The following is a 23,572-nucleotide window of genomic DNA, read 5'->3' on the forward strand; positions in this document are numbered from 1 at the left end:
GGAAATTGCGTGCTGATCTGAGCAGTCCTTGTGAGAGAGCCCCCGCCAACCTGCAATTCTGCTCGATCAACTTTGAATGCCTAGTGTAGGGAGTTTGGTAAGTCGAAATGCCAACAGCCGGAATGTCAGCATCGGGCCGCCCACTCGGTTATCGTTGTCCGTTTCCTGCGCTGATGCATCGTTCGTCTAAGATGCAGCATTAATTAAGCCAGGCTCAATGCGGCCAAGCTGGCCTTTCGATTGTGCTTGTTTTGAGAGCACGACCAGGGTTTGCAAAACTTGCTATCTGCTCATCGCGGACGTTGCTCACGCGTACATCATTTGTCGCGTTGGGGCGCACTGCTGTTGTTAGAGAAAGCGCTCAAACCTTGGTTTGCTACTCGACCGGCGTCCAATCCGATCCGGGATCGTAGGCTGATATTTCGGCCGTTACCTCAAGGGTCTCGGGTCCGAAGTCCGCCTCATAGACGATACCGTTTTCGCCGACGAGAAAGGAGTGAATCCCGGTTTCACCGTAGTCGGAGGGAACTGCCAGCAGAGCATGCCCGGCAACAAAATAATCGCCGATAAAGTACGAGTACGCACCACCAGGGGCATTCGCTCCCTGTTCCTCCAAAATCGTATAGTAGTAGCCGAGAAACGGCTCCGCCTCATAATCATCTTCGCCGTCGCTCCACCCCGATGCTGTCGCTCGGGCGAGTGCGGCGCCGACAAAGCTGTCTTCGTCTGGCCAGAACAAACCGTCTCTCGCTCCGGGATCAGCGATGATCGACCGCGCAAATTCCATCACACCATCACCGTTGTGATCCACAAGACGGAATGCCGCCTGAAGGTCCACATAGGCCTCAAGCAAGTCGATCACTTCCAGCTCATTCAGACCAATCTCGCGAGCAGACAGTTCTTCCAACCCAGCTTCGATATCAAATTGCCACCCCTCATCGCCACGCAGAATTGGGATCGGGAATGGCCAGCCGTCTTCACCCAGAACCAGAACAACCCCGTCATCATCAGGCTGAAATCGATAGCCTTCGGCATACATGCCAAGCACTTCGCGCCGTCTTTCCTGATCCTCCACGGGATCACCGGTGCCAATCAACTCTTCAGCCTCGGCTCCGAAAATCTCAATCAGCCTGTTCTGATCATCCGCCTTCAGAGCTTCGACAAAAGCATCCAAAGCCGATTGGGGCGTGTCGAAACGGGCACCATCCGCGAACGCCGAACCTACCGTCAAAGACAAAAGTAAAACAGAAGAAATAGATGTGCGCATTTTACCGTCTCCGCTTGCCCTTGGCGGCATGTCCACGTTGGGACGCCTTATGAGCTCTGTTGCCTGACGCTTTTTTCTTCATTGCCTGACCCTTGGACGCAGACGGTTTCCGCTGTGCTGCCGCCTTTTTTGCCTGAGGTTTCTTGGCCGCTTGCGGTTTCTTTTTGACCGGCTGTTTCGCCGCATCCGGACGTTTCGTGCGATCAACCGCCTTCTGCTTGGCTGCGGCTTTGTCCCGGTCGACATTGCCCCGGTTCACTTGCGGAAGTGACTTGTTCCCGTCGCCACGGTTTGCCAAAGCACCACCGGCCAATGCGCCTGCTCCGGCACCGGCTGCGACCGCCGCAGCGGCGCGATCCCGGCTGATGTCCGCCGCACCGCTTTCACGGCTCAACTTGTCGCGCAGTTCGTCCGTGCGACCTTCGGGGCGATTGACTGGCAAGTCACCGCGACCGCCTTCGGGTCTTTTATGATCAGCAATTTTATCACGGGCTTGCTGCTGGCGATCCGGATCCGGTGACCACTCAATATCTGTGCGATCACCCAGATCTATGTCGTTGCCAATATTGACGTTGCCGTCGACGTCTATGTCGATATTCGGATTTCGGTAGATCGGACCGCCGCCCCAGCCACCACAATTTCTGCAACCCCAGTAGCCGTACCAATCATCGTCATCGTCAAAGATCTCGTCGATCAACGCGACAGCGCCAAACGTAAGCAAGGCCGTGCCGACCACGTCTCCGGTCGATGGGCCGGTATAAACCGTCTCAGGGTTGTATTGGGGGACGTACACAGTTTCGGGTTCGGTGGGCGTGACAATAATCGTATCGTCGTCCGAAACTTCCACTGTCTGCTCGGGCCCCGAAACAAGGGCCCCTGTGTCGATCGCCTGATTTCGCATAACCTGAACCGCATCCATCACGTCATCCGACTGGGCCAGCATGGCGGTGCCGACCGTCTCGGTCCAGTCGATATGCGTAGCCATCTGACCGACGACTTCCGGGAAAGCCGTTGCCAACACACTGACGGAAGGGTCCCAACCCATCGCTTCTATTTCGGGTTCAAGCTCGGCTGGATCGCGCTCGGTATTGTCCAGCAAGTATCGTTCGGCCTTTACAATCTCTAAAGGTTGGGTGGCTGCCACCAAAATCTGAATAAGCAACGTGTCGGGGTAGAGTGCCACCGGCGCAACAAGCGTTTGCAGTTCTGCGTCAGTCAAGAGTTCCAACGAAGTCTCTGAGCTGTCTTGTGACGCCGAGGCATCGGATGCTTCTTGCGCGTATAAGGCAGTTGATGCACCAATTCCGAGCGCAATTACCAGATATCTATACATATTGCGTTCCTTCAATCTATTGAAGGATCACCCATGTCTGCGATTCTGGCAACCTCAGCCCTCAGTTCGCGGCTGGGCCCTTTGTTTAGTTCTGGCCAAAAGCCAAATGCTGCCACGGCGCGCAGGGATTGACTCGGGGTAACAACCTTCGATTTTGACAGTTCCCCGGTCTACGAGAATTGAACAGGGAACCGATCCGGATTTCCAAAGTCTGAGGCAGTGACAACCATTACGAATGGACGATGTCGGGTTTCACTTCGCCACCACTCAAATTGCGCTCAGGACTTTGGAGTTTGCGAATTCTTCAAACGTCGATACCGACAGTATCGCGTGCGATTTACCAAAGCGACCGGTTATTGGGGCATCAGTAGCCTACAGTAAAGGCGGCGCGTGGAAACTTGGCTGACTGAGCCTCATTCATAATTGCGATTGCAAAGTCTTCCATAGAAATCTGCGAATTGCCGGCTTCATCAACAATCAGGTTATCTGTGCCGGTTCTGAACACCCCCCGGCGCTCGCCGGGCTGCAATAAAGCGGACGGGCTGGCATAGGTCCAGTTCGCTGATGCATCAGATAAACAGAGTTCCCACTGCGCCATTGAAGCACGCGCGATTGGTACAATGCTCTCGGGCAGAAAGTCGGGATCTGACAAGACGGTGTGCGGACTGCCATCGGGTAGATGCAGACGAGCGGCACCGCCCACAATGATCACCCGAAGGTTGGCAAGGGACGCGGCTTCTAGGATGGATCTGGTCAGTGCAACGATTTCGCCTTCGCGCCCCGCAGGTGTGCGCACGGCGCTTATGGCTAAATCCTGACCGGCCATGGCGGTGGCCAAAGCTGCGGGGTCGGCAACGTCCGCAACGACCGACTTGGTGCCTTTGGGCATCTTGTCGAGCCCCGCCTTATTTCTTACGGCCGCGGTTACATCATGGCCACGTGAGATCGCCTCGGTCACGACGCGAGAACCCACGTCGCCAGTGGCTCCAAATACGACAAGCTTCATGAATATTCTCCTTTTGGGTTGAGGTGTGAGTAGGAAGTTTTTGCAAGTGCGGGAGGGCTGGAACGCCCGGCGCGCTGCCCAAGCCAGATTGCAGTGAGTACAACTCCGGCTCCGGCGATCTGAGTGGGCGTCAGAGACTGGTCAAGTAGCATCCAGCCAATAATGACTGCGGAAAGTGGGCTTAGAAAACCAAGGGCTGAAACCGCGCCGGGCTCGATCCGGGAAACGCCTCGGAACCACAAAATATATGTCAGCGCAGCCCCTATCAGGGTCAGATAGGCGATGCCGTAGATATTCCTCACATTCAAAGGGGGAAGCGTAGGCTCAAACAGAAACGCCAGTGGTATCAGCAACAGCCCCCCTGCTGTGAGCTGCCAGGCCGACAAGGTCAAAAGTGGTACAGGGGCTTGCCACTTCCGGGTCAGAACTGTGCCCGCCCCCATGGAGACTGCGCCGCCGATGCCTGCCAGCAACCCAATCGGATCAAGTGATATCCCCGAGCCAAGCACAAGAAGACCGACCCCGGCGATACCGATCGTTGCCGCAACCACCGCAGACGTCTTGACCGTCGTACCAATCAGCATTGCAGCCAAAAACACGACAATCAAAGGCTGAACCGCTCCGACGGTTGCAGCTACTCCGCCCGGTAGTCGATAGGCCGCCACAAACAGAAAAGTCCAAAACAGTGTGAAATTGAGCGAACCAAGAATGAAGGCGCGCATCCACCAGATACCTTGCGGCAGTTGCCGGGCCAGAATGAGCAAAAGCAGGCCAGCAGGCAAAGCACGCAGCGCAGCCATTGTGATTGGATACCCTGCGGGAAGAAATTCAGTCGTAACGTAGTACGTGCTGCCCCAAACCAGCGGCGCAATAGCAGTGAGCGCGATATCGACGTGATGTTTCATGAGGATTCTCCGTTTATCTTGACGTCAAGATAAATTCATTTCTCTTGACGTCAAGATAAATCCTCGCATTATGCCTCTATGGACCACGTAGATCGCATCGTCTTGCAATGGAACAAGGCCCGACCTGACCTTGATGTCAGTCCGATGGAAACGATTGGGCGGCTCGCCCGCCTGGCGGTTCAACTCAGAAAAGAAATGGAGAAAACTTGGAAGGTTTACGGTCTCAACGCCGCCAGCTTTGATGTCCTGGCGACGCTGCGTAGATCCGGAAAGCCTGAAGGTTTGTCGCCGGGAGAATTGCTTGACCTGACCATGGTTTCGTCAGGGACAATGACCAATCGGATCGACCAGCTCGTCAAAATCGGCCTGGTCGAGCGCGTGCCAAACCCGGAAGACAAACGCGGCTTCCTGATCCGACTGACTAGGACCGGTTTCTCAAAAATCGAAAAAGCCGTTACAGATCACGTTGAAACGCAACATCGGCTATTGAAGGGGCTATCACCCGCGCAGCGCGATAATTTGAATGCAATGCTAAAAGCACTGGGCGAAACGGTTGATGCAGATTCAAAATGAATACTGGTGAGTTAGGCAGCTTCCAAGAAACCATCACATTTTCAGAACACGACTTGCCAATTAGGCAAAGCACTTAAGCAGGAATCTCATGGCAACATATTCGCGAAACGAAGGTGAAAATTCTTCTGTTCAATAGCGTCTAAACTGCTTGCCCTGCGCGCCGGTAAACTGATTTGTTGCGCGCCCGTGTCACAAACTCCATGTCTGCCGCGTCCTGTTTCCGTACACCACAAAAACAGGAGCACTAAATGCAATCCCGTCTCAACTATTTCGCCGTTGCCCCGCAACTGATGCAGCCAATGCTCGACATGGAGGAACGCCTCAAAACTGCGGGCCTCGAGCACAGTCTAATTGAGCTGATTAAACTGCGCGTGTCGCAGATCAACGGTTGCGCCTTCTGCATCCACATGCACACCCATGACGCGCGTTCGCAGGGTGAGAATGAAGACAGGCTTCACCTGCTGAATGCGTGGCGAGAGTCGTCTCTTTATTCCGAGCGTGAATGCGCCGCTCTTGCCTGGGCCGAAACGCTGACCCGCATCGAGCAGAATGGTGCACCGGATCACACCTATCAGGAAATGGCCGCTCAGTTTTCAGATCAGGAAAAGATCGCCCTGACGTTAGTAGTGACAACGATCAACGCCTGGAACCGCATTGCTATTGGATTTGCAACGCCACATCCTGCCGCCAAGGAGGCCTCGGCTGCATGAGTCATATGACTTCACCCGACAACGACCAGACATTTGTCGATCTGCGACCGCGCGTGTTCGCGGTCGCCTATCGAATGCTTGGCTCCGTTAGTGACGCTGAGGATGTAGTGCAGGACGCGTTTCTGCGTTGGCAGAAGGTTGATCATACCAGTGTACGAGACGCGACAGGTTTTCTAATCCGAACCACCACGCGGCTATGCCTAGATCACATGCGGGCCGCGCGTACTCGGCGCGAGGCCTATCCCGGCGAGTGGTTGCCCGAACCACTAATCACAGATGATGCCACCGACCGACTGGACCGTGACGTCTCGGTGGCGCTCTTATTGGCGCTAGAGCGGCTAACTCCTCTCGAGCGGGCAGCCTTTCTACTCCACGATGTGTTCGAGCACTCATATGACGAACTGGCACAGGTACTGGACCGCGCACCTGAATCATGCCGCCAGCTTGTTAGCCGTGCCCGGAAGCATGTGCAGCGCAGCAAGCCCCGAACTCAGGTTGAGCCGCAACAGGGCGAAGCCATCGCTAGAGCTTTTTTCTGGGCTGCCAAAAGCGGCGACACAGCCGCACTTACAAAATTGCTCGCGCAGGACGTTCGATTTGTTTCGGATGGCGGCGGCAAAGTTCTGGCGACACTCAATCCGATTTTAGGACGGGACAAGGTGATGCGGCTATTGTCTGGACTGGCGCGCAAATACTCCGGTCAACCGGTACAGCAATGGCAATTCTGTCACCTGAACAATCTGCCATCGATCCTCAGCCACGAAACCGGCGGCATTTTGCAAACCACGTCGTTGGAGATCGAAAGCGAGGTAATTACAGCGATTTACGTGGTGCGCAATCCAGAAAAGACACGCCATCTATCCTTCGACGTGTGACCACCCATCAATGGTAACCTACTTGACCAGGCCGACAATATGGCCGGAGGAGAACCCACCTTGAGCGTTGCTATCTAATGCTGCTGTGCAGTGTTTCCTGAGGCATCTCTTTATCCACGCGGCGCATGGCTGGCTGGCGTGCTACCGCCAAACCTCCGCAAAATTCGTTAAAAAAATCAGTTTGCAAACCTACATGCACTGCCTGGTTGCACTCCAGCCCATTTCAGTCTCTGCTGCAGTCAAACAGCTTTGAACGAGGTCACAATGCCCCAAGCATCTGACACCAATCGCCGTATTGTTCTTGCCGAACGACCAAACGGACAACCGGACGAAAATACGTTGCGCCTTGAAACTACAAGCATTCCTGAACCAGGTCCGGAAGAGATGCTGGTACGAACGGTTTATCTGTCGCTGGATCCTTACATGCGCGGCCGAATGAACGATGCTAAATCCTATGCAGAACCCGTTCCGATTGGCGGTGTTATGACTGCGCAGGTCGTGGGACAGGTGGTCAAATCCAACATCAAAGAGTTCGAAGTCGGAGACTACGTTCTTAACACAAGCGGGTGGCAGGACTTCGCTGTCTCAGACGGAACTCAGGTGGTCAACTTAGGAAAAGCCCCGGATAACCCGTCTTGGTCGCTTGGAATTCTCGGCATGCCCGGATACACGGCTTATGCTGGACTTCTGAAAATCGGAGAACCCAAGGCTGGTGAAACAGTCGTTGTGGCTGCAGCGGCAGGTCCAGTCGGCGCTACAGTCGGTCAGATTGCCAAACTTAAAGGATGTCGCGTGGTTGGCATTGCTGGCGGTTCGGAAAAGTGCGCCCATGTTGTCGAAAACCTTGGGTTTGATGCGTGTTTGGACCATCGATCCGGCGACTTGGCAGCGCAGTTGTGCGAGGCATGTCCGGATGGAATTGACGTCTATTTCGAGAACGTAGGAGGCAAAGTTCTTTATGCCGTATTGCCCCTTTTGAACCCGTTTTCGCGGGTACCCGTTTGCGGCATTGTATCTTGGTACAACCTGCCTGGCCTCCCAGACGGCCCGGATATGGGTCCAGCGATCATGGGCACTATCTTGCGAATGAAAGTCAAAATGCAGGGTTTCATAATCTACGATAACTTCGGTCCCGACATATACCAGGAGTTTGTCCGTGACATGAAAGCCTGGCTCGAATCCGGTTCAATAAACTACAAGGAGCATGTGATTGAAGGGCTGGAAAATGCCCCGGAAGCATTCAATCAGCTACTGGCCGGCGGAAACTTTGGGAAAATGGTTGTAAAAGTCGGTTAACCGAATTTGCAGTGTGATAGCGCGTGGTTCTTTGAAAAGGCTCTAGTGAACGACGGCCCTTCCCTGCCGGTGACTACCACACTGGGTCGCCACTTTGCAGCCCGTCGAAGCTGTCGTTCGCTGCGTCCGCGAAATATGCGGTGGGTCGAAATCACACTGTGCGCAACAAAGGCGCCTTTTGGGGGCTTCGGCGAAGGGCTGCTTTCTAAAAATTTTCCTATGAAATCAACTCAAGTGCAGGCCTGCTGTCTGGACTTTGGCCTTGCGATTAGAGCGCTATTGAACCACACCGCGCAAAAGCTCGATGAGTTTGTCAGCCTCTTCCTTTCCGAGCAGGGATTGGTATTCCGCATCTTGCTCTTGCACTTCCTGCCGGATTTGCAGCATTCGTTTTTTGCCAAGCGCTGTTGGAAGAACGTTGATTTGTCGTTGGTCAGCCTGGGCCACTTGTCGATGGACCAAACCATCTGAAACCATACGGTCCACCAGTTTGGTCAGCGTTGGTGGGTTCATCAAAACGACTTCTGCCAGCTGTCCCATAGTTAACCGTTGGCCCGTCTCCAAAGTTTCGAGAATACGCCACGCTTCGATCTGAATTCCGTGCTGCTTTAGACGTGCGCTCAATGATGCAGACATCCTTCGATGTGCCGCCGCTAGGGCATATGAAAGATAGTCCTGAATTGAACTTGGGCTCGTTTGCATCGGCGTACCTGTTGTTGACAGCCTGAAATTATTTGACTTGGAAAGTAAAATCAATTGGTATGTAGCGGTCCTCGATAAGTCTGGGAAAGGCTGAGCCACTTTGACGACTCTTTTGGCTGTACCAACCGAACTTGAAGAACTGCGCGATGATCCGGTGTTGCGCAGCAAGGGAACGTATCGGATAGCCCTCCTTATCCCACTTTGTGGCGCCGCGGGTCTTTGGGCGCCGTCCTGCATCTCAAGTGCTCAGGTCGCTGTCGAAGAGCTGAACCGGACAAACGGAATTGATGGCCGCAAGGTGCAGCTCGTCATGATAGACGCCGCCATGGAGGCGAGTATTTCAATCGAAGAGACCGTGAACGACCTGATCGAAACGGAGTCGATCGATGCAATCGTCGGGATGCATCTCAGCTCGGTCCGGCATCGTCTCAGCAAGATTGTCCGCCAGCGAATTCCTTACATCTACACGCCACTCTATGAAGGTGGTGAGCGAACGCATGGATTGTTTGCAATCGGCGAAACACCCGATGAACAGCTTGGTCCTTCAATGGAGCATCTGCAGAACGAATATCGGCCTCGGAGTTGGGCTTTGATTGGCAACGACTACGTCTGGCCCAGAACGTCACACAACTATGCCAAGTCCAAACTTCAGGAGATGTCAGTTGGATTGGCCTATGAAAAATACCTTCCCTTCGGCCTGAAAAGCATGAACCAATTCGTGGAAGAAATATCCAGATCAGGCGCAGAGGCGGTACTGATCTCTCTAATTGGTCAGGACGCTGTCACGTTCAATCGGGCGTTTGGCAAGGCAAAACTACACGACCGGATGGTCCGGTTATCCTGCGCGCTTGATGAGAACGGTTTGCTTGGATGCGGGGCAAGTAACAGCCGCCGTATGTTCGCCGCGTCATCCTATTTTGGCGGACTTCCAACGGAAGCAAACGCAGCATTCAAGGAAAAATACTACCGGGTGCATGGGGATCAGGCACCGGTATTGAACACATTGGGGCAATCCACCTATGAGGGGGTGCATTTTCTGGCCGGGTTGATGCAGCGACACGCAACAGTCTGGCGGGAGCATAGTGTTACAGATGCCCTACCGGTGATCTATCGAAGTGGGCGCAAACAGACGTCTTTTAACAAGAGCGAGCGGGCACCAATCTACCTTGCACGCGCAGATGGGTTGAAACTCGAGGTAATAAAAGAATTATAATTCAAAGCATTAAGTAAAATATTTTCCATTTCAATTATTTTACTTGAAATGGAAACTAAATTCTCCCACGCTTTAGCGAACGAATGGATCGCGGGCCACAGGTCTGACGATTGGTCAATTGGGGAGAATTGCCTTGGCTTGGGTAATCACGCTAGTTCTGCTGGTAGTCATCGCGCTGATCGCAATCTGGTTTCTGCAGAGATATTACGCAAAAGCGACCTTGGACACTGCGCTTGTGAGAACCGGATTTAGAGGGCGCCGCGTTGTCACCGACGGTGGTTGCTTATCTCTTCCCATTTTGCACCAGATTCAAAAAGTGTCGATGGGTGCGCTGACCTTCAGCATCAGCCGCGAAGGTCGCGATGCCGTCTTGACGCGGGACAAGATGCGGGCGGATGTGCAGTTCGAATTCGAGCTTCGCGTGGCACCTACCGATGAAGGAATCTCAACAGCTGCGCAGGCCTTGGGATCGCGGATCGCGCGCAGTGGCGACAGCGTCAAGGAAGTATTCGCAGGTTCGCTTGTGGACGCAATACAACGTGCAGCAGCTGCTCGCACGTTGGAAGAAATTCACCTGGATCGCTCGGGGTTCTCCAAGGATGTGGCAGACGCCATCGAAACGCAGGCCGCAAAATTAGGGCTGACCCTGGTTTCTGCCTCGCTGATTGCAGTTGATCAGAGCGATCTGAGCCAGTGGAACGAAAACAACGCCTTCAACGCGCAAGGAATGCGTCAGTTGGCAGCGTTGGTTGCGGACCAACGCAAAGAGCGCATCCGCATCGAAACAGAGGCCGAGGTTGCAGTTCGCGAAAGCCACCTGGCCCAGCATCAGCGGCAGCTAGAGTTGCAGCGCGCGGAACGCGAAACCGAGATTGCGCAGCGAGAGCACTTGGCCAAGCTCGAGGCAGACGCAAAATCCCGAGAAGAAAGAGCGTGCGACGAGGCAAAGCTCGCCAGCGAAACCGCCCGGATCGAAAACGAAAAGCGGGTAAAGGCGACGCAAGTTGAAAGTGATGAGGCTCTGCGTAAGGCCGAGATGGCAGCAATTCGCGCTCTTGAAGAAGAAAAGATCGAAAACGACATTCTGATTGCCCGGAAGCGAGCCGCAGAATCCGAGGCGCGCGCGGAAGAGGAAGAAGCCCGGGTCAAAGTGATACTGGCGGCGGAAAACGTTCAGGCGCAGAAAGAACGTGCCATCGCAGAGCGTGAACGGGAAACCGCCCGCCTGAAACAGGAAAAAGAGCTTGAGCTCGAAAGTGCCAAGGTCAAGAGCGATGTCGAAACGCTGCTTGAGAAGGCCAAGGCTGATGCTGCCGCAAAAACCAAGGCCAGCGAAGCTGAACGCGCGCGCATGGAAGCCGAGGCCGCTGGCCGCATTGCTCTAAATCAAGCTGAAAACACACTTGGTGATGCAGTGATCCGGATGCGTCTGGAAGAGCGCAAACTCGACCGCTTGCCGGAAATCATGACGCAAATGATGAAACCGGTTGAAAAGATCGACTCGATCAAGATCAACCAGATCTCTGGCGCAGGCAGCGGCAATGGCTCTGGCGCGGGCGAAGGGATTGACGGCGCATTTGGTGCGGCCATGGACCAGATCCTAGGCATGGCCGTGCGTCTGCCGGCGATGAAGCAGATGGGCGAAGAAATCGGGTTTGATTTTGATGCAAATCTTGCAGGTCGGACTGCCGACTACGCCAACCGGATCAAAGACAAACCTAAGAACGACAAGTGACGGAAAAGCCGTCCGGCATCCAACAGGCATGACATTAGGGAGGAAATTGAAATGTCACTTAATCGCCGTAACTTTCTGGCCAGCACAGCGGCCCTTGCAGGCGCTTCGATGTTGCCCCGCATGGCAATGGCCGCAGATACGATAAAGCTGGGCTCGATCCTTGATACCTCTGGTATTTTTGATGCTTATGGCAAGCCGATGGACATGGCCATGCGTCTGGCTGTGGACGAGATCAACGCCGCTGGTGGACTACTGGGTAAACAGATCGAAGTCGTGGCTTATGACACCCAGTCCGACATGGCGCTTTATTCACAATATGGCCAGCAATTGACCCGCCAGGACCAGGTGGACGTCGTACATGGCGGCATTCTGTCGGCCTCGCGAGAAGCAATCCGCCAGACAATGCGCAAAACAAAAACGCCTTATTTCTATAATGTGCTTTACGAAGGCGGCGTCTGCGACCGGAACATCTTTATCAACGGCGTAACACCGGCACAGCAGGTTGAGGCGCTTGTACCCTACGCCATGGGCAAGTCCGGCAAGAAGGTCTACATCCTCGCCGCCGACTATAACTATGGTCAAATCACTGCGCGCTGGATTCAGAAATTTGTGGCTGACAATGGCGGTGAGACGGTGGGCGTCGATTTCTTCCCGCTGGATGTCAGCGACTTTGGGGCCACTATCGCGAAGATTCAATCTGTCGGTCCCGATCTGGTGATTGCCCCGCTTGTAGGCGGTGCGCATCTGTCTTTTTTCCGTCAGTGGGCTGCCGCTGGTATGAAAGACCGCATTCCGCTGGCTTCGACCACTTTGGGCGTAGGCAACGAGCACAAGGTTCTGACACCGGAGGAAGGCAACGGCATTATGGTTGCCTACAACTACAGTCAGGAGCTCGATACACCTGCGAACAACGCCCTCAAAGAAAAGTGGGCAGCTGCCTATGGCGATAGCAACCTGATCCATGAGATCGCAGTATCGAATTATCAAGGTGTGATGACTTGGGCTGAAGCCGTGCGTCAAGCAGGTTCGATGGATCGCGATGCGTTGATTGCAGCTCTGGAATCCGGACTGTCGATTGATGGGCCGGCGGGCAAGGTCACAGTCGATCCGAAAACGCACCACGCAGTGCTGGATGTTCACATTATGGAAATTGAGAACCAGGGCATGAAGGTGATCGAAACGCTGCCGCAGCGCCAGCCGATCGATACGCAGGCTGTGTGCGATCTGTCAGCCAACCCGGACGACAACTCGCAGTACGAAATCGAAATCTGATCTCCTGCAGATTTCGGCGGGGCGGCGGCATTGTCGCTCCGCACGCCCATTGTCGAGCCATCAAATCTTTCCAACGGAAACACATTCTCATGGACTTAACCGTCGTCATTCTTGTCGAAATGCTCTACGCGGTCGCCTCGCTGATCCTAATCAGCGCTGGGCTCGCGGTTGTTTTCGGCATGATGAAAGTGATCAACCTCGCCCATGGCGAATTCATGATGATGGGCGGGTACGCGACCATCACCGCCGTGAACCTCGGCGTGAACATTTTCGTGGCCATGCTAATCATTGCGCCCATTGTCGTAGGTCTGATCGGGCTAGTGGTCGAACGGCTGGTTATCCGCCATCTTTACGGGCGGTTGGTCGATACGATGTTGGCGACCTGGGGGTTGAGCTTGTTCTTCATTGGTCTCGCCACCATGATCTTTGGCAATACAACGACAGGGATTTCGACGCCGATCCCAGGCTTTGCCATCGGGAACTATCAGATCAACGGCTACAACTTCTTCATCATCGTGGTCGCAATTCTGTTGCTGATCGGGATGCTAACAATCCTGAAGGCCACGCGCGCAGGGCTTATCGCACGAGGCGCGATGCAGCGTTCGGATATGGCGGCGGCATTGGGTTACAGTCCCGACCGCATCTACATGGCGACCTTCTTTTGTGGCTCTGCCCTCTCTGGTTTGGCCGGGGCCGTTCTTGCGCCACTGGTTGGCCTCGTGCCGACATCTGGTGGGGCATATATCGCCAAGGCTTTCATCACCGTGATCGCAGGCGGACCATCCTTGATTGCAGGTCTCTTCTCGAGCGCCGGTTTCTTCGGCGTGGTGAACCAGATATTCACCTTCGCCATTTCTCCGGTGATCGGTGAAGTTGCTCTGTTGGTCGCAGCAGTCGTGCTGCTTCGCCTGCTGCCACAGGGGATCACGGGCAAGTTCTTCAAGGGGAAGCTGTGATGCAAGGGAGCCTGTCAAAAGACACCATCACGATCATCCTCGTCACGGCCTTTCTGATCTGGGTGATGCCTTTGATGATCAGCACATACACGCTGACCGTTCTGATCGTCTATGGGATGTTAGGGCTGAGCCTTGGCTTGATCTGGGGCTTCGGCGGTATCCTCTGCTTTGGCCAGGCCGCATTTTTTGGGCTGGGGGCCTACACCTATGCCGTTGCGGCCATCAACATCGGTGAAAGCACGGTTCCGATGATCCTTGCCGTTATTGTTCCGGCAGGATTCGCTGCTCTTCTTGGAGCAATGATGTTCTACGGACGACTGAACGATGTTTACCTTGGGGTCATCACTCTGGTTGTGACATTGATCCTATTCAAGTTCATCAATTCCACCGCCGGACCGCAATATGTGATTGGAGATGCTCGACTAGGCGGATTCAACGGCATTCCCGGATTTCAGACCTTGAACATCCCTGGAAGCCCGGACGACTACATATGGGGAGACAGCTATTTCTATGTTTGTGCCGTTTTGCTGGGGCTGGTGTTCTTCCTTGTGTCGGCATTGCTGAGATCAAGCTTTGGTCGCATCGCCGTCGGCATTCGCGAAAATGAAACCCGCATGTCCCTCATGGGCTACGATGTTCGGGCCAGAAAAACCGTTTTGTTTGCCACCGGCGCCGCCATTGCTGGGTTGGCCGGTGCGTTGTTCGCGAACTGGGCCGAAATTGTAACCCCAAGCTTGTTTTCCCTTGGCCAATCGGCCGAGATTATCATCTGGTGCATCGTTGGCGGGCTGGGTACGCGCTTGGGCCCGATCCTTGGTGCCGCTGGACTGGCCTATCTGAAGTTCCTTCTGGGCCAACAAACTTTGGTAGATAACACACTGATCACAGGTCTGATTTTAGTGCTGTTCGTCCTGTTCCTGCCAAAAGGCGTCGTTCCAGCATTGGCTGGTCTCTGGAAAGTGAGTTTTGGCCGCCGCCCATTGGGCCGCATTCATCAGCAACGTCGCATGATGAACCGAGGGCGAGTCAATGGTTGAAGCTGTTCTCGAAACTCATGGACTTACGATGCGTTTTGGCGGTGTTGTCGCGTCTGACAACGTTGATTTCAAACTCCGCGCACGCGAGCTGCGTTGCCTGATCGGACCAAACGGGGCCGGTAAATCCACGTTCTTTAAATGCGTGACGGGGTTGCAAACGCCAACAGAAGGCGAGGTATTTATGCGCGGAGTAGAAACTACGCATTGGATGCCTCATCAAATCGCCTCGATGGGCGTGGGCATCAAGACGCAAACACCCAATGTAATGGACAGCCTCAGCGTGTTCGAAAACATCTGGCTTGCGGCAAGGCGGTTTCACGATCCCCAGGATGCCAATCGGAAGACACAGGAAATCATCGAACGTCTCGCCCTTGGCTCGATTGCCCGGGACGATCTCGGGCGGCTGGCTCATGGCGAGCGACAACGCGTTGAGCTAGGCCTTGTCGCTGTCGGAGATCCCTGGCTGGTGCTTTTGGACGAACCAGCGGCAGGCATGAGCGCCGAGGATGTTGAGCGGATGACAGAGATCATCCATGAGCTGAACAAGACTGCTGCGATCATCATCGTCGAGCATGACATGCAGTTCATTCGCTCAATTGCCGAGATGGTGACGGTGTTCCACCAGGGAAAAGTACTGATGGAAGATCACGTTGATCGCGTAATGTCAGATCCCACCGTTCGAAACGTCTATCTTGGAAAGAAGGCCTGAGATGACTGATGACGTAACAAACATACTTGAAGTCAAAGGTGTCTCGGGTGGGTATGGCAAAGTGCCAATCCTGCACGGGATCGAATTCGCGGTAGCGGAAAATGAGGTGGTAGGCATTCTGGGCCATAACGGCATGGGAAAGACCACACTGTTGAAGACCCTCATGGGGTTCCTGCCCGCAGGGTCCGGGACGATCAGGTTTCATTCAACCGACATCACCGGGATGTCACCATTCGAGCGGGCAGGATTGGGACTTGGCTATGTACCCCAGGGGCGGGGAATTTTTCCGCAGCTGACCGTTCGCGACAATTTACGGTTTGCCTGGCATGAATATGCTGGTGCTTCTGAAAGCGATGTCATGGAAGCCGTTCTTGCGGACTTTCCGCGTCTGCGTCCGCTGCTTGACCGTGAAGGTGGCGCGCTGTCTGGCGGTGAACAACAATTGCTGGCCCTTGCCCGGTGCCTGATGGGCGATCCGGATTTCCTTCTGCTGGATGAACCAACCGAAGGAATCCAACCCTCGATCATCGAGGAGATGGGTGAAACGCTACTGGCCCTGCGCGAAAGCCGGGGGCTTTCCATTCTTCTTGTCGAACAGAATTTCGACTTCATCTCCGACCTGTCCGACCGGGTTCTTGTACTTGAACGCGGCCGCATTACCGGGGAACTCAGTAAAGCCGACCTGTCTGATCAGGCAAAGGTTGATCAGTTTCTCGGCTTCGGGGCGGCCCGCTCGACCCGAGGGCAGGCCAGTGCACGTCCGGCGACCCGGCAAACATCCACAACACGAACCAAATCTCAGGCAGTAACCGAGATCCAACCGGCTGCCGCAAGCGTGGTGACGAACATGACCATAAAACGACCAACCCTTTCGCAGATGCGTGACATGGCCAGCCGGTTTGGAATGAACCTGTCCGATGAAGATCTGAACGAATACCGCGAGATCATCGAGCCATACATGCAGGCCTATGACCGTCTGGATGCGATGCCCGACTACCTGCCCGAAGTTCGCTATCCACGCAGCCCCGGCCATTTCCCGAACCCGTCCGAAAATCCACTGAACGCATGGTACGTGAAAACAGAAGTGCGGGGGGCACCGGATGGCAAATTGCGTGGAAAACGCATTGCTCTAAAAGACACGATTTGCCTCGCTGGCGTACCGATGATGAATGGCTCGTCCATCATGGAAGGCTATACGCCCGAGATTGACGCCACAATCGTGACCCGAATGCTGGATGCCGGGGCCATCATCACCGGCAAAGCACATTGCGAAAATTTCTGCCTTTCAGGAGGGTCGCACACCAACGCCAAAGGGCCGATACATAACCCCTGGAAGCGAGGTTACATGGCGGGCGGCTCCTCTGGTGGATCGGCAGCGCTGGTGGCCGCTGGTGAAGTGGACATGGCAATCGCAGGTGATCAGGGTGGTTCAGTGCGCATTCCGTCCTCCAATTGTGGAGTCTACGGTATGAAACCCACCCATGGACTTGTCCCGTACACTGGCGCGATGCCAATCGAACAGACCATTGACCACCTCGGACCTGTGACAAACAACGTTGCCGACAATGCGTTACTGCTTGAAGTGCTGGCCGGCGAAGACGGTCTTGATCCGCGCCAGTACAAGCCCACAGTCTACAGTTATACTGAAGCGTTAGGTCGCGGTGCGCATGGGATGCGGATCGGCGTGTTGAAGGAGGGCTTCGGGCATGAAAACTCCGAAGCCGATGTCGACGCAAAGGTCATGCAAGCAGCAGATCGTTTTCGCGAATTGGGCGCGCGGGTGGAAGAGGCTTCCATCCCCGAGCATTACACTGCCATGGATGCGTGGACCGCGATTACACTTGAGGGCCTTCAGGATGGCATGATGTGGGGCAATTCAACAGGGACCAATTACAGGGGTCTGTTCTTGCCCTCGATGACTGATCACATGGCACAATGGCAGGGCCGCGCGGATGAACTCAGCCATTCACTCAAGGCCTGCATGTTTGTCGGAGAGCATTTTCAGCGCCAGTACAGGGGCCGGTTCTACGGCAAAGGTCAAAACATCATGCGGCTCTGCAACGAACGATATCTGGCAGCGCTAAAAAAATATGATCTTCTGTTGATGCCAACTCTTCCGATCAAGCCACAACCTCATCCGCCTGCTGACTGCTCGCTCAGTCTATACGTACAGCGTGCCTTTGAAATGGTTCCTAACACGGCACCCTTTAACGGTGGACTACCAGCTATGAGTATACCCTGCGGGTTGAGCGAGGGCCTGCCCATCGGAATGATGCTTGTCGGTCCAAACTATGGTGAAATGAAGATCTACCAGGCTGCGGATGCCTTTGAGCAATCGGGCGACTGGCGCAACATGTAAGGGAGGATCGATATGTCAATCCTGAGCGAAAGTCTGTCGGTTCGAATTTCTGAATGGGATGTGCGAACCGAGACAATCGGTGAAGCCACGGCGCCTCAAGACGGCAAATCATATGTCCGCGGCCCCACAACTCCACCATTGGCCTATATTACCATTTCCCAGCTTTTGCGCGATGCCGTTTCACGATTTGGCCCCCGAGAAGCCGCCGTATTCAACGAGCAAGGCATACGGATGAGCTATTACGACCTGGATCGCGCCGTCGATGAACTGGCTTCCGGGTTACTGGCGCTTGGTCTGGAAAAGGGGGATCGGGTCGGGATCTGGTCACCCAATCGTTTCGAATGGGTGCTTACGCAGTTTGCAACCGCTCGTGTCGGGCTTGTTTTGGTCAACATCAACCCTGCCTATCGCTTGGGTGAGTTGGAATACGCCCTGAACAAGGTCGGCTGCAAAGCCCTTATCGCGGCCAAAACCTTCAAATCCTCCGACTACGCAGGCATGGTCCGCAATCTCGCCCCCGAACTTGAAGATTGCGAGCCGGGACGTCTGCGTGCAGCGAAGTTGCCGCATTTGCGAAACGTCATCATCATGGACGACCAACCGGGTCCCGGTGCGTATTCTTTCGAAACGCTTAGGAAACTTGGCGGCCCGGCCCAGCAACTTCGAATCCCAGAGATCGACAAGACACTTAGCCCCGATGATGCCATCAACATTCAGTTCACCTCCGGTACGACGGGGATGCCCAAAGGGGCCACGCTTTCTCACTATAACATCGTCAACAATGCGCGGTACGTGACTGATCGCATTGGTCTGTCCGAGACGGACCGGTTAGCGATTCCAGTGCCACTCTATCACTGTTTTGGCATGGTCATGGGCGTGCTCGGCGCTGTCAGCAAAGGGGCGACTATGATCTTCCCCGGCGAAGGTTTTGATGCGCCGCAGACACTTGATGCGTTAGAAAAAGAGCGATGCACGGCCCTTTACGGCGTGCCAACAATGTTTGTGGCGATGCTTGAAAACCTTGAAGGTAATCCACGTGATCTATCCAACATGCGCACCGGCATCATGGCCGGGGCACCCTGCCCCGTAGAGGTCATGCAACGCGTGAATTCCGCAATGAATATGAAAGAGGTCACGATCTGCTATGGGATGACCGAAACCTCGCCTGTGTCCTTCCAGAGTTTCGTGGACGATCCCACCGACAAACGCTGCGAAACAGTTGGACGCGTTCATCCTCACCTTGAGGTGAAGATCGTCGATCAGGATGGGCAAATTGTGCCCGTTGGCATTCAGGGTGAGCTCTGCACCCGTGGTTATTCCGTCATGAAGGGTTATTGGGAGGACGCCGAGAAAACCGCCGAGAGCATCGTGGACGGATGGATGCATACCGGTGATCTTGCCGTTTTCGACCATGATGGCTTTTGCTCCATCGTGGGTCGTGTGAAGGACATGATCATCCGTGGCGGAGAAAACATCTATCCACGCGAGATCGAGGAATACCTGATGCGGCATCCAAAGGTCAGTGATGTTCAGGTCTTCGGCATTCCTGATGAGAAGTTCGGTGAGGAAGTCTGCGCCTGGGCAATTGCCAAGTCCGGCATGGAGCTGACCGAAGGCGAGCTCCGCGATGCGTTGAATGGACAGATTGCCCACTTCAAAGTACCGAGGCATATCCGCATCGTTGACGAGCTTCCAATGACGATCACCGGGAAGCCACAGAAGTTCGTAATGCGGGACAAGATGGTGGAAATGCTTGGATAGCGGTCATTCGCGCAACATGCAGCATCCAGGCAATTGGTCTTGGTGCCAACCAACGAGCTCGGCATCCGAGGGTTAGATGCGTCTGGTCTGGCTGAGGGCGGCCCATTGCGGACCTTCGCCACAACTTGAAGATGCTGCTGTGCGGCCCGTCAGACCGGCCTTTCGCTTTAAGTGCACTAACGTGCCACCGCTAAAGGTCGGCGGAGCGCAAAAATATTGCGCATCCCTCATGTGGCAAACGAATAGCGGCCAAAGCCACCACGTTGCGCTTCCCGCATTCCAAGTATTTCAACGGCTTACCCAAGATTTAGCATCGACTCAGGCTCCTATGGTAGCCTGAGGGCATCAGCGGGAAAACTCGGGAGGAAATGATGTCGGATGTTGACACTGTAAAGGCACTCGACGCGGCCATAATCGATGGAATCAACGCAAAGGACGCAGATAAGGCAACGGCACCCTATGCCGAAGATGGCGCAGCCATGCCCCCGGGGGCGCCGATGATGTCAGGTCACGCAGCCATTCGGGAATATTGGCAGGCAGCAATTGATGGCGGCCTAGGTGATGTTGTAGCCGATCTTACCGAGGCACAGGTCAGCGGAGACATTGCCATTACGATGGGAACATTGACTGGCTCCATGGGCGGACAAAAACTCTCTGGGAAGTACATTCTCTACTTCCGCAAAGGTGACAGCGGCTGGAAGGTTCAGCGCGACATCTGGAATTTCGACGAATAAAATTTGCGGAACGTCGCAACTGTCAAAACAAATGCTTTAAGGCGGCTGGTCGCACGTGGGCGGCATCGCTGTGCAGCACGGCGACTTGACCACTATCTGTGATTGTCCAACGAACCCGTGGCACCTTCAATCCACCACCAACTATGTTCGCCAGCCCCAGCCTGAAAGCAAACGGCCTCGGATTAGAACCGAGGCCATTTCTTCATTTGATTTGTATAAAATGACCTATTGAGACGTTTAGGTCATGCCGCGTGACACGCAACAGCAAACAGCTCGATACAGGGGTCAACCGCACTTGGAATGGCCGCAGCTGCGGCACGTCATGCACCCCTCGATCATGACCATATCGAATTGCCCGCAAGAGGGGCAGGCCTTGCCGCGAGGGGCGTCCGTGTTCACAACCTGCGCCTGCGGATCGGATTTCAGGCCCATCCCCTCACCTTCCAGAAAGCCGATAGCGATCAGATGCTGTTCGATAACGCCACCAATCGCGGCCAAAATTGAAGGGATGTATTTGCCCTTGACCCAGGCCCCACCCCGCGGGTCGAACACTGCCTTCAGTTCTTCAACCACAAAGGACACATCACCCCCCCGCCGGAACACGGCCGAGATCATCCGCGTCAGCGCCAGTGTCCAGGCATAGTGCTCCATGTTCTTCGAATTGATGAACACCTCGAACGGACGACGACGGCCGCCGATTACAATGTCATTGATGGTCAGATAGATCGCATGCTCGCTGTCGGGCCACTTGAGCTTGTAGGTCGACCCTTCAAGCGATTGGGGACGATCCAGAGGTTCGGACATATAGATGACATCGCCGCCCTCGACTTCGTGCGGTGCATCGGCACTTTCACCCGGTGCTTTATCTGAACTTTCGGAAACCGTCAGAACGGACCCCGTCACATCGTTGGGACGATAGGTGGTGCACCCCTTGCAGCCCTGATCCCAGGCCTGCATGTAGACATCCTTGAACGCGTCGAACGAAATATCTTCCGGGCAGTTGATCGTCTTCGAGATTGAGCTGTCGATCCATTTCTGGGCCGCAGCCTGCATTTTAACGTGATCCAACGGCGTCAGCGTTTGGGCGTTGACAAAGAAGTCAGGCAATTCGGCGTCTCCGAATTTGTCGCGCCAGTGCTGAACGGCGTAATCCACCACTTCTTCCTCGGTACGCGATCCGTCTTTCTGCAGCACCTTGCGGGTATAAGCATAGGCAAAGACCGGCTCGATCCCAGACGAGACGTTGCCCGCGTAAAGCGAGATCGTCCCGGTCGGCGCGATTGAGGTCAAAAGCGCGTTGCGGATGCCATGCTCGCGGATCGCATCGCGCACGTCTTCGTCCATGTCCTGCATTGCACCACTTGCCAGAAACGCGTCTGCATCGAACAGTGGGAACGCGCCCTTTTCGCGTGCCAGGTCCACCGACGCCAGATACGCGGCGCGGGCGATCGCGTGCAACCAGCGCTCGGTCTGACGCGCCGCCTCGTCCGAGCCATAGCGCAGACCGAGCATCAGCAGAGCATCAGCCAGCCCCGTCACCCCAAGTCCGATCCGGCGTTTTGCCTGCGCCTCGGCCGCCTGCTCTGGCAGCGGGAATTTCGAGGCGTCCACAACGTTGTCCATCATCCGCACGGCAGTTGCGACAAGCTCCTGCAACGCCTTTTCATCGAGATGCGCGCCATTCTCGAACGGCTCTGCCACCAGCCGCGCCAGATTGACCGAACCCAACAGGCAGGCACCATATGGCGGTAGCGGCTGTTCACCGCATGGGTTGGTGGCGGCGATGGTTTCGACGTAACTCAGGTTGTTGGCCTGATTGATACGGTCGATGAAGATCACGCCGGGTTCGGCATAGTCATAGGTCGCCTGCATGATCCTGTTCCACAGATCGCGGGCCTGAACCGTGTGATAAACCTTGCCGTCGAACACCAGCTCCCAAGGACCGTCCGCCTTGACCGCTTCCATAAAGGCATCTGTCACCAGAACGGACATGTTGAACATGCGCAAACGGGCCGGGTCGGATTTGGCGGTAATAAAATGTTCGATATCCGGGTGATCACAGCGCATCGTCGCCATCATCGCACCCCGGCGCGAACCGGCAGACATGATGGTACGGCACATGGCGTCCCAAACATCCATGAAGGACAGCGGCCCAGAAGCATCCGCCGCCACCCCGTGCACATCCGCGCCGCGTGGCCGGATGGTAGAGAAATCATAGCCTATGCCGCCGCCCTGCTGCATGGTCAGCGCGGCCTCTTTCAGCATGTCGAAGATCCCGCCCATGCTGTCGGGGATTGTGCCCATCACAAAGCAGTTGAACAGGGTCACCTGCCGTGCAGTACCCGCCCCGGCGGTGATGCGCCCTGCGGGCAGATATTTGAAGTCCTCCAGCGCTTCATAGAACTTCTGCTCCCAAAGCGCGGGGTCTTTTTCTACCTTGGCCAAATCCCGCGCGATCCGCCGCCACGTGTCCTCGACCGTCTGGTCGATGGGCGTGCCATCTGCCTGTTTAAAGCGGTATTTCATGTCCCAGATCTGCTCGGCGATGGGGGCGGCAAAGCGGCTCATTGGTGATTCCCTGACTAGAAAGAGGCATCCATCTTAGACCAGAAGCCACGCAAACCACAACAACTTGATGACATCCGATCTTGAGCTACAATATATAAGGTGGGCTTGGGACGACTCTGTGGGAAAGCTGTGGATAAGTACGTAAACCTCATAAAACTCTCGGTCGGGTCGGAAAGCGTGGATTCGCTGATTGCGTGGCAGGACAGCTATCGGCAACGCTTTGACGACGGGCTGCCGCGCCACATCACCCGCATGTGGCCCAAGCGTGAGGCCGAAATTCTGAACGGCGGATCGATCTACTGGGTGATCAAGGGCGTCGTTCAGTGCCGTCAGCGTATTCTGCGAATGGATGAGGTGACGGGCCAAGACGGCATCCGCCGCTGCGGCATCGTGCTGGAGCCCGAGGTTCACCGCACACAAAACGCGCAAAAGCGCCCGTTTCAGGGCTGGCGATACCTGAAGCCCGAAGACACGCCACCTGACCTGCCCAAAGGCAAATCACAGGACGATGCCCTGCCCGACGACCTAAATCGCGCCCTGGCCGAGATCGGTGTGCTGTAA

The 23,572-nt window shown here is 55.1% G+C and carries 20 protein-coding genes; 14 read left to right on the forward strand and 6 right to left on the reverse strand.

Annotated elements, in window-relative coordinates; translation table 11 throughout:
- Positions 1–376 precede the first annotated feature (376 nt).
- From ACR0D6_RS04100 to ACR0D6_RS04115, 4 genes are all read right to left on the reverse strand, one after another.
- Entirely contained in the window at positions 377–1,267 is an 891-nt protein-coding gene (locus ACR0D6_RS04100) for a DUF2950 family protein (protein WP_480764556.1), read from the reverse strand.
- A gap of 1 nt (position 1,268) precedes the next feature.
- On the reverse strand, positions 1,269–2,600 hold the full coding sequence (locus tag ACR0D6_RS04105) for a DUF3300 domain-containing protein (protein WP_480764557.1): 1,332 nt from the start codon (positions 2,598–2,600) through the stop codon (positions 1,269–1,271).
- Between the two features lie 364 nt (positions 2,601–2,964).
- On the reverse strand, positions 2,965–3,606 hold the full coding sequence (locus ACR0D6_RS04110; RefSeq protein WP_480764558.1) for an NAD(P)-dependent oxidoreductase: 642 nt from the start codon (positions 3,604–3,606) through the stop codon (positions 2,965–2,967).
- Positions 3,603–4,511 (reverse strand): DMT family transporter, encoded by a 909-nt coding sequence (locus ACR0D6_RS04115; RefSeq protein WP_480764559.1) that lies wholly within the window; start codon positions 4,509–4,511, stop codon positions 3,603–3,605. The genes ACR0D6_RS04110 and ACR0D6_RS04115 overlap by 4 nt, the downstream gene beginning before the upstream one ends.
- A 78-nt stretch (positions 4,512–4,589) precedes the next feature.
- Here ACR0D6_RS04115 and ACR0D6_RS04120 point away from each other — a divergent pair, with 78 nt between their 5' ends.
- The 4 genes from ACR0D6_RS04120 to ACR0D6_RS04135 all read left to right on the forward strand — a co-directional run bounded on the left by ACR0D6_RS04120 (position 4,590) and on the right by ACR0D6_RS04135 (position 7,965).
- Positions 4,590–5,084: a MarR family winged helix-turn-helix transcriptional regulator gene (locus tag ACR0D6_RS04120; RefSeq protein ID WP_480764560.1), complete on the forward strand. Its 495-nt coding sequence runs from the start codon at positions 4,590–4,592 to the stop codon at positions 5,082–5,084.
- Positions 5,085–5,332: 248 nt separating this feature from the next.
- Positions 5,333–5,794, forward strand: coding sequence for a carboxymuconolactone decarboxylase family protein (locus ACR0D6_RS04125; RefSeq protein WP_480764561.1), 462 nt, complete (start codon positions 5,333–5,335; stop codon positions 5,792–5,794).
- Positions 5,791–6,669, forward strand: a complete 879-nt coding sequence (locus ACR0D6_RS04130) for a sigma-70 family RNA polymerase sigma factor (protein ID WP_480764562.1) — start codon at positions 5,791–5,793, stop codon at positions 6,667–6,669. The genes ACR0D6_RS04125 and ACR0D6_RS04130 overlap by 4 nt, the downstream gene beginning before the upstream one ends.
- A gap of 264 nt (positions 6,670–6,933) precedes the next feature.
- Positions 6,934–7,965: an NADP-dependent oxidoreductase gene (locus ACR0D6_RS04135; protein ID WP_480764563.1), complete on the forward strand. Its 1,032-nt coding sequence runs from the start codon at positions 6,934–6,936 to the stop codon at positions 7,963–7,965.
- Positions 7,966–8,241: 276 nt separating this feature from the next.
- On the opposite strand, the gene ACR0D6_RS04140 is transcribed toward ACR0D6_RS04135, so the two are convergent.
- The gene (locus ACR0D6_RS04140) at positions 8,242–8,721 is read right to left on the reverse strand and encodes a MarR family winged helix-turn-helix transcriptional regulator (protein ID WP_480764564.1); all 480 of its coding nucleotides are present in this window, start codon (positions 8,719–8,721) and stop codon (positions 8,242–8,244) included.
- A gap of 58 nt (positions 8,722–8,779) precedes the next feature.
- On the opposite strand from ACR0D6_RS04140, the gene ACR0D6_RS04145 reads away from it, so the two are divergent.
- The 9 genes from ACR0D6_RS04145 (at position 8,780) to ACR0D6_RS04185 (ending at position 20,443) form a co-directional block, all read left to right on the forward strand.
- Positions 8,780–9,880, forward strand: coding sequence for a substrate-binding domain-containing protein (locus tag ACR0D6_RS04145; protein ID WP_480764565.1), 1,101 nt, complete (start codon positions 8,780–8,782; stop codon positions 9,878–9,880).
- Positions 9,881–10,013: 133 nt separating this feature from the next.
- Entirely contained in the window at positions 10,014–11,615 is a 1,602-nt protein-coding gene (locus tag ACR0D6_RS04150; RefSeq protein WP_480764566.1) for a flotillin family protein, read from the forward strand.
- Between the two features lie 51 nt (positions 11,616–11,666).
- On the forward strand, positions 11,667–12,887 hold the full coding sequence (locus ACR0D6_RS04155; RefSeq protein WP_480764567.1) for an urea ABC transporter substrate-binding protein: 1,221 nt from the start codon (positions 11,667–11,669) through the stop codon (positions 12,885–12,887).
- An 89-nt stretch (positions 12,888–12,976) separates the two neighbouring features.
- On the forward strand, positions 12,977–13,843 hold the full coding sequence (locus ACR0D6_RS04160; protein WP_480448566.1) for a branched-chain amino acid ABC transporter permease: 867 nt from the start codon (positions 12,977–12,979) through the stop codon (positions 13,841–13,843).
- Positions 13,843–14,880, forward strand: coding sequence for a branched-chain amino acid ABC transporter permease (locus tag ACR0D6_RS04165; RefSeq protein ID WP_480764568.1), 1,038 nt, complete (start codon positions 13,843–13,845; stop codon positions 14,878–14,880). The genes ACR0D6_RS04160 and ACR0D6_RS04165 overlap by 1 nt, the downstream gene beginning before the upstream one ends.
- Positions 14,873–15,589: an ABC transporter ATP-binding protein gene (locus tag ACR0D6_RS04170; protein ID WP_480764569.1), complete on the forward strand. Its 717-nt coding sequence runs from the start codon at positions 14,873–14,875 to the stop codon at positions 15,587–15,589. Before ACR0D6_RS04165 ends, ACR0D6_RS04170 begins: the two co-directional genes overlap by 8 nt.
- Position 15,590: 1 nt before the next feature.
- The gene (locus ACR0D6_RS04175) at positions 15,591–17,948 is read left to right on the forward strand and encodes an amidase (protein WP_480764570.1); all 2,358 of its coding nucleotides are present in this window, start codon (positions 15,591–15,593) and stop codon (positions 17,946–17,948) included.
- Positions 17,949–17,960: 12 nt separating this feature from the next.
- Positions 17,961–19,709, forward strand: a complete 1,749-nt coding sequence (locus ACR0D6_RS04180; RefSeq protein ID WP_480764571.1) for an AMP-binding protein — start codon at positions 17,961–17,963, stop codon at positions 19,707–19,709.
- 371 nt (positions 19,710–20,080) lie between these two features.
- Positions 20,081–20,443, forward strand: a complete 363-nt coding sequence (locus ACR0D6_RS04185) for a YybH family protein (RefSeq protein ID WP_480764572.1) — start codon at positions 20,081–20,083, stop codon at positions 20,441–20,443.
- Positions 20,444–20,728: 285 nt separating this feature from the next.
- On the opposite strand, the gene ACR0D6_RS04190 is transcribed toward ACR0D6_RS04185, so the two are convergent.
- Positions 20,729–23,011 carry an adenosylcobalamin-dependent ribonucleoside-diphosphate reductase gene (locus ACR0D6_RS04190; RefSeq protein WP_480764573.1) on the reverse strand — a complete coding sequence of 761 codons (2,283 nt, stop codon included), beginning with the start codon at positions 23,009–23,011 and terminating at the stop codon, positions 20,729–20,731.
- 129 nt (positions 23,012–23,140) lie between these two features.
- On the opposite strand from ACR0D6_RS04190, the gene ACR0D6_RS04195 reads away from it, so the two are divergent.
- Positions 23,141–23,572, forward strand: coding sequence for a DUF1489 family protein (locus tag ACR0D6_RS04195; RefSeq protein ID WP_480764574.1), 432 nt, complete (start codon positions 23,141–23,143; stop codon positions 23,570–23,572).

This window comes from Ruegeria sp. BJ6 (genome assembly GCF_056537885.1).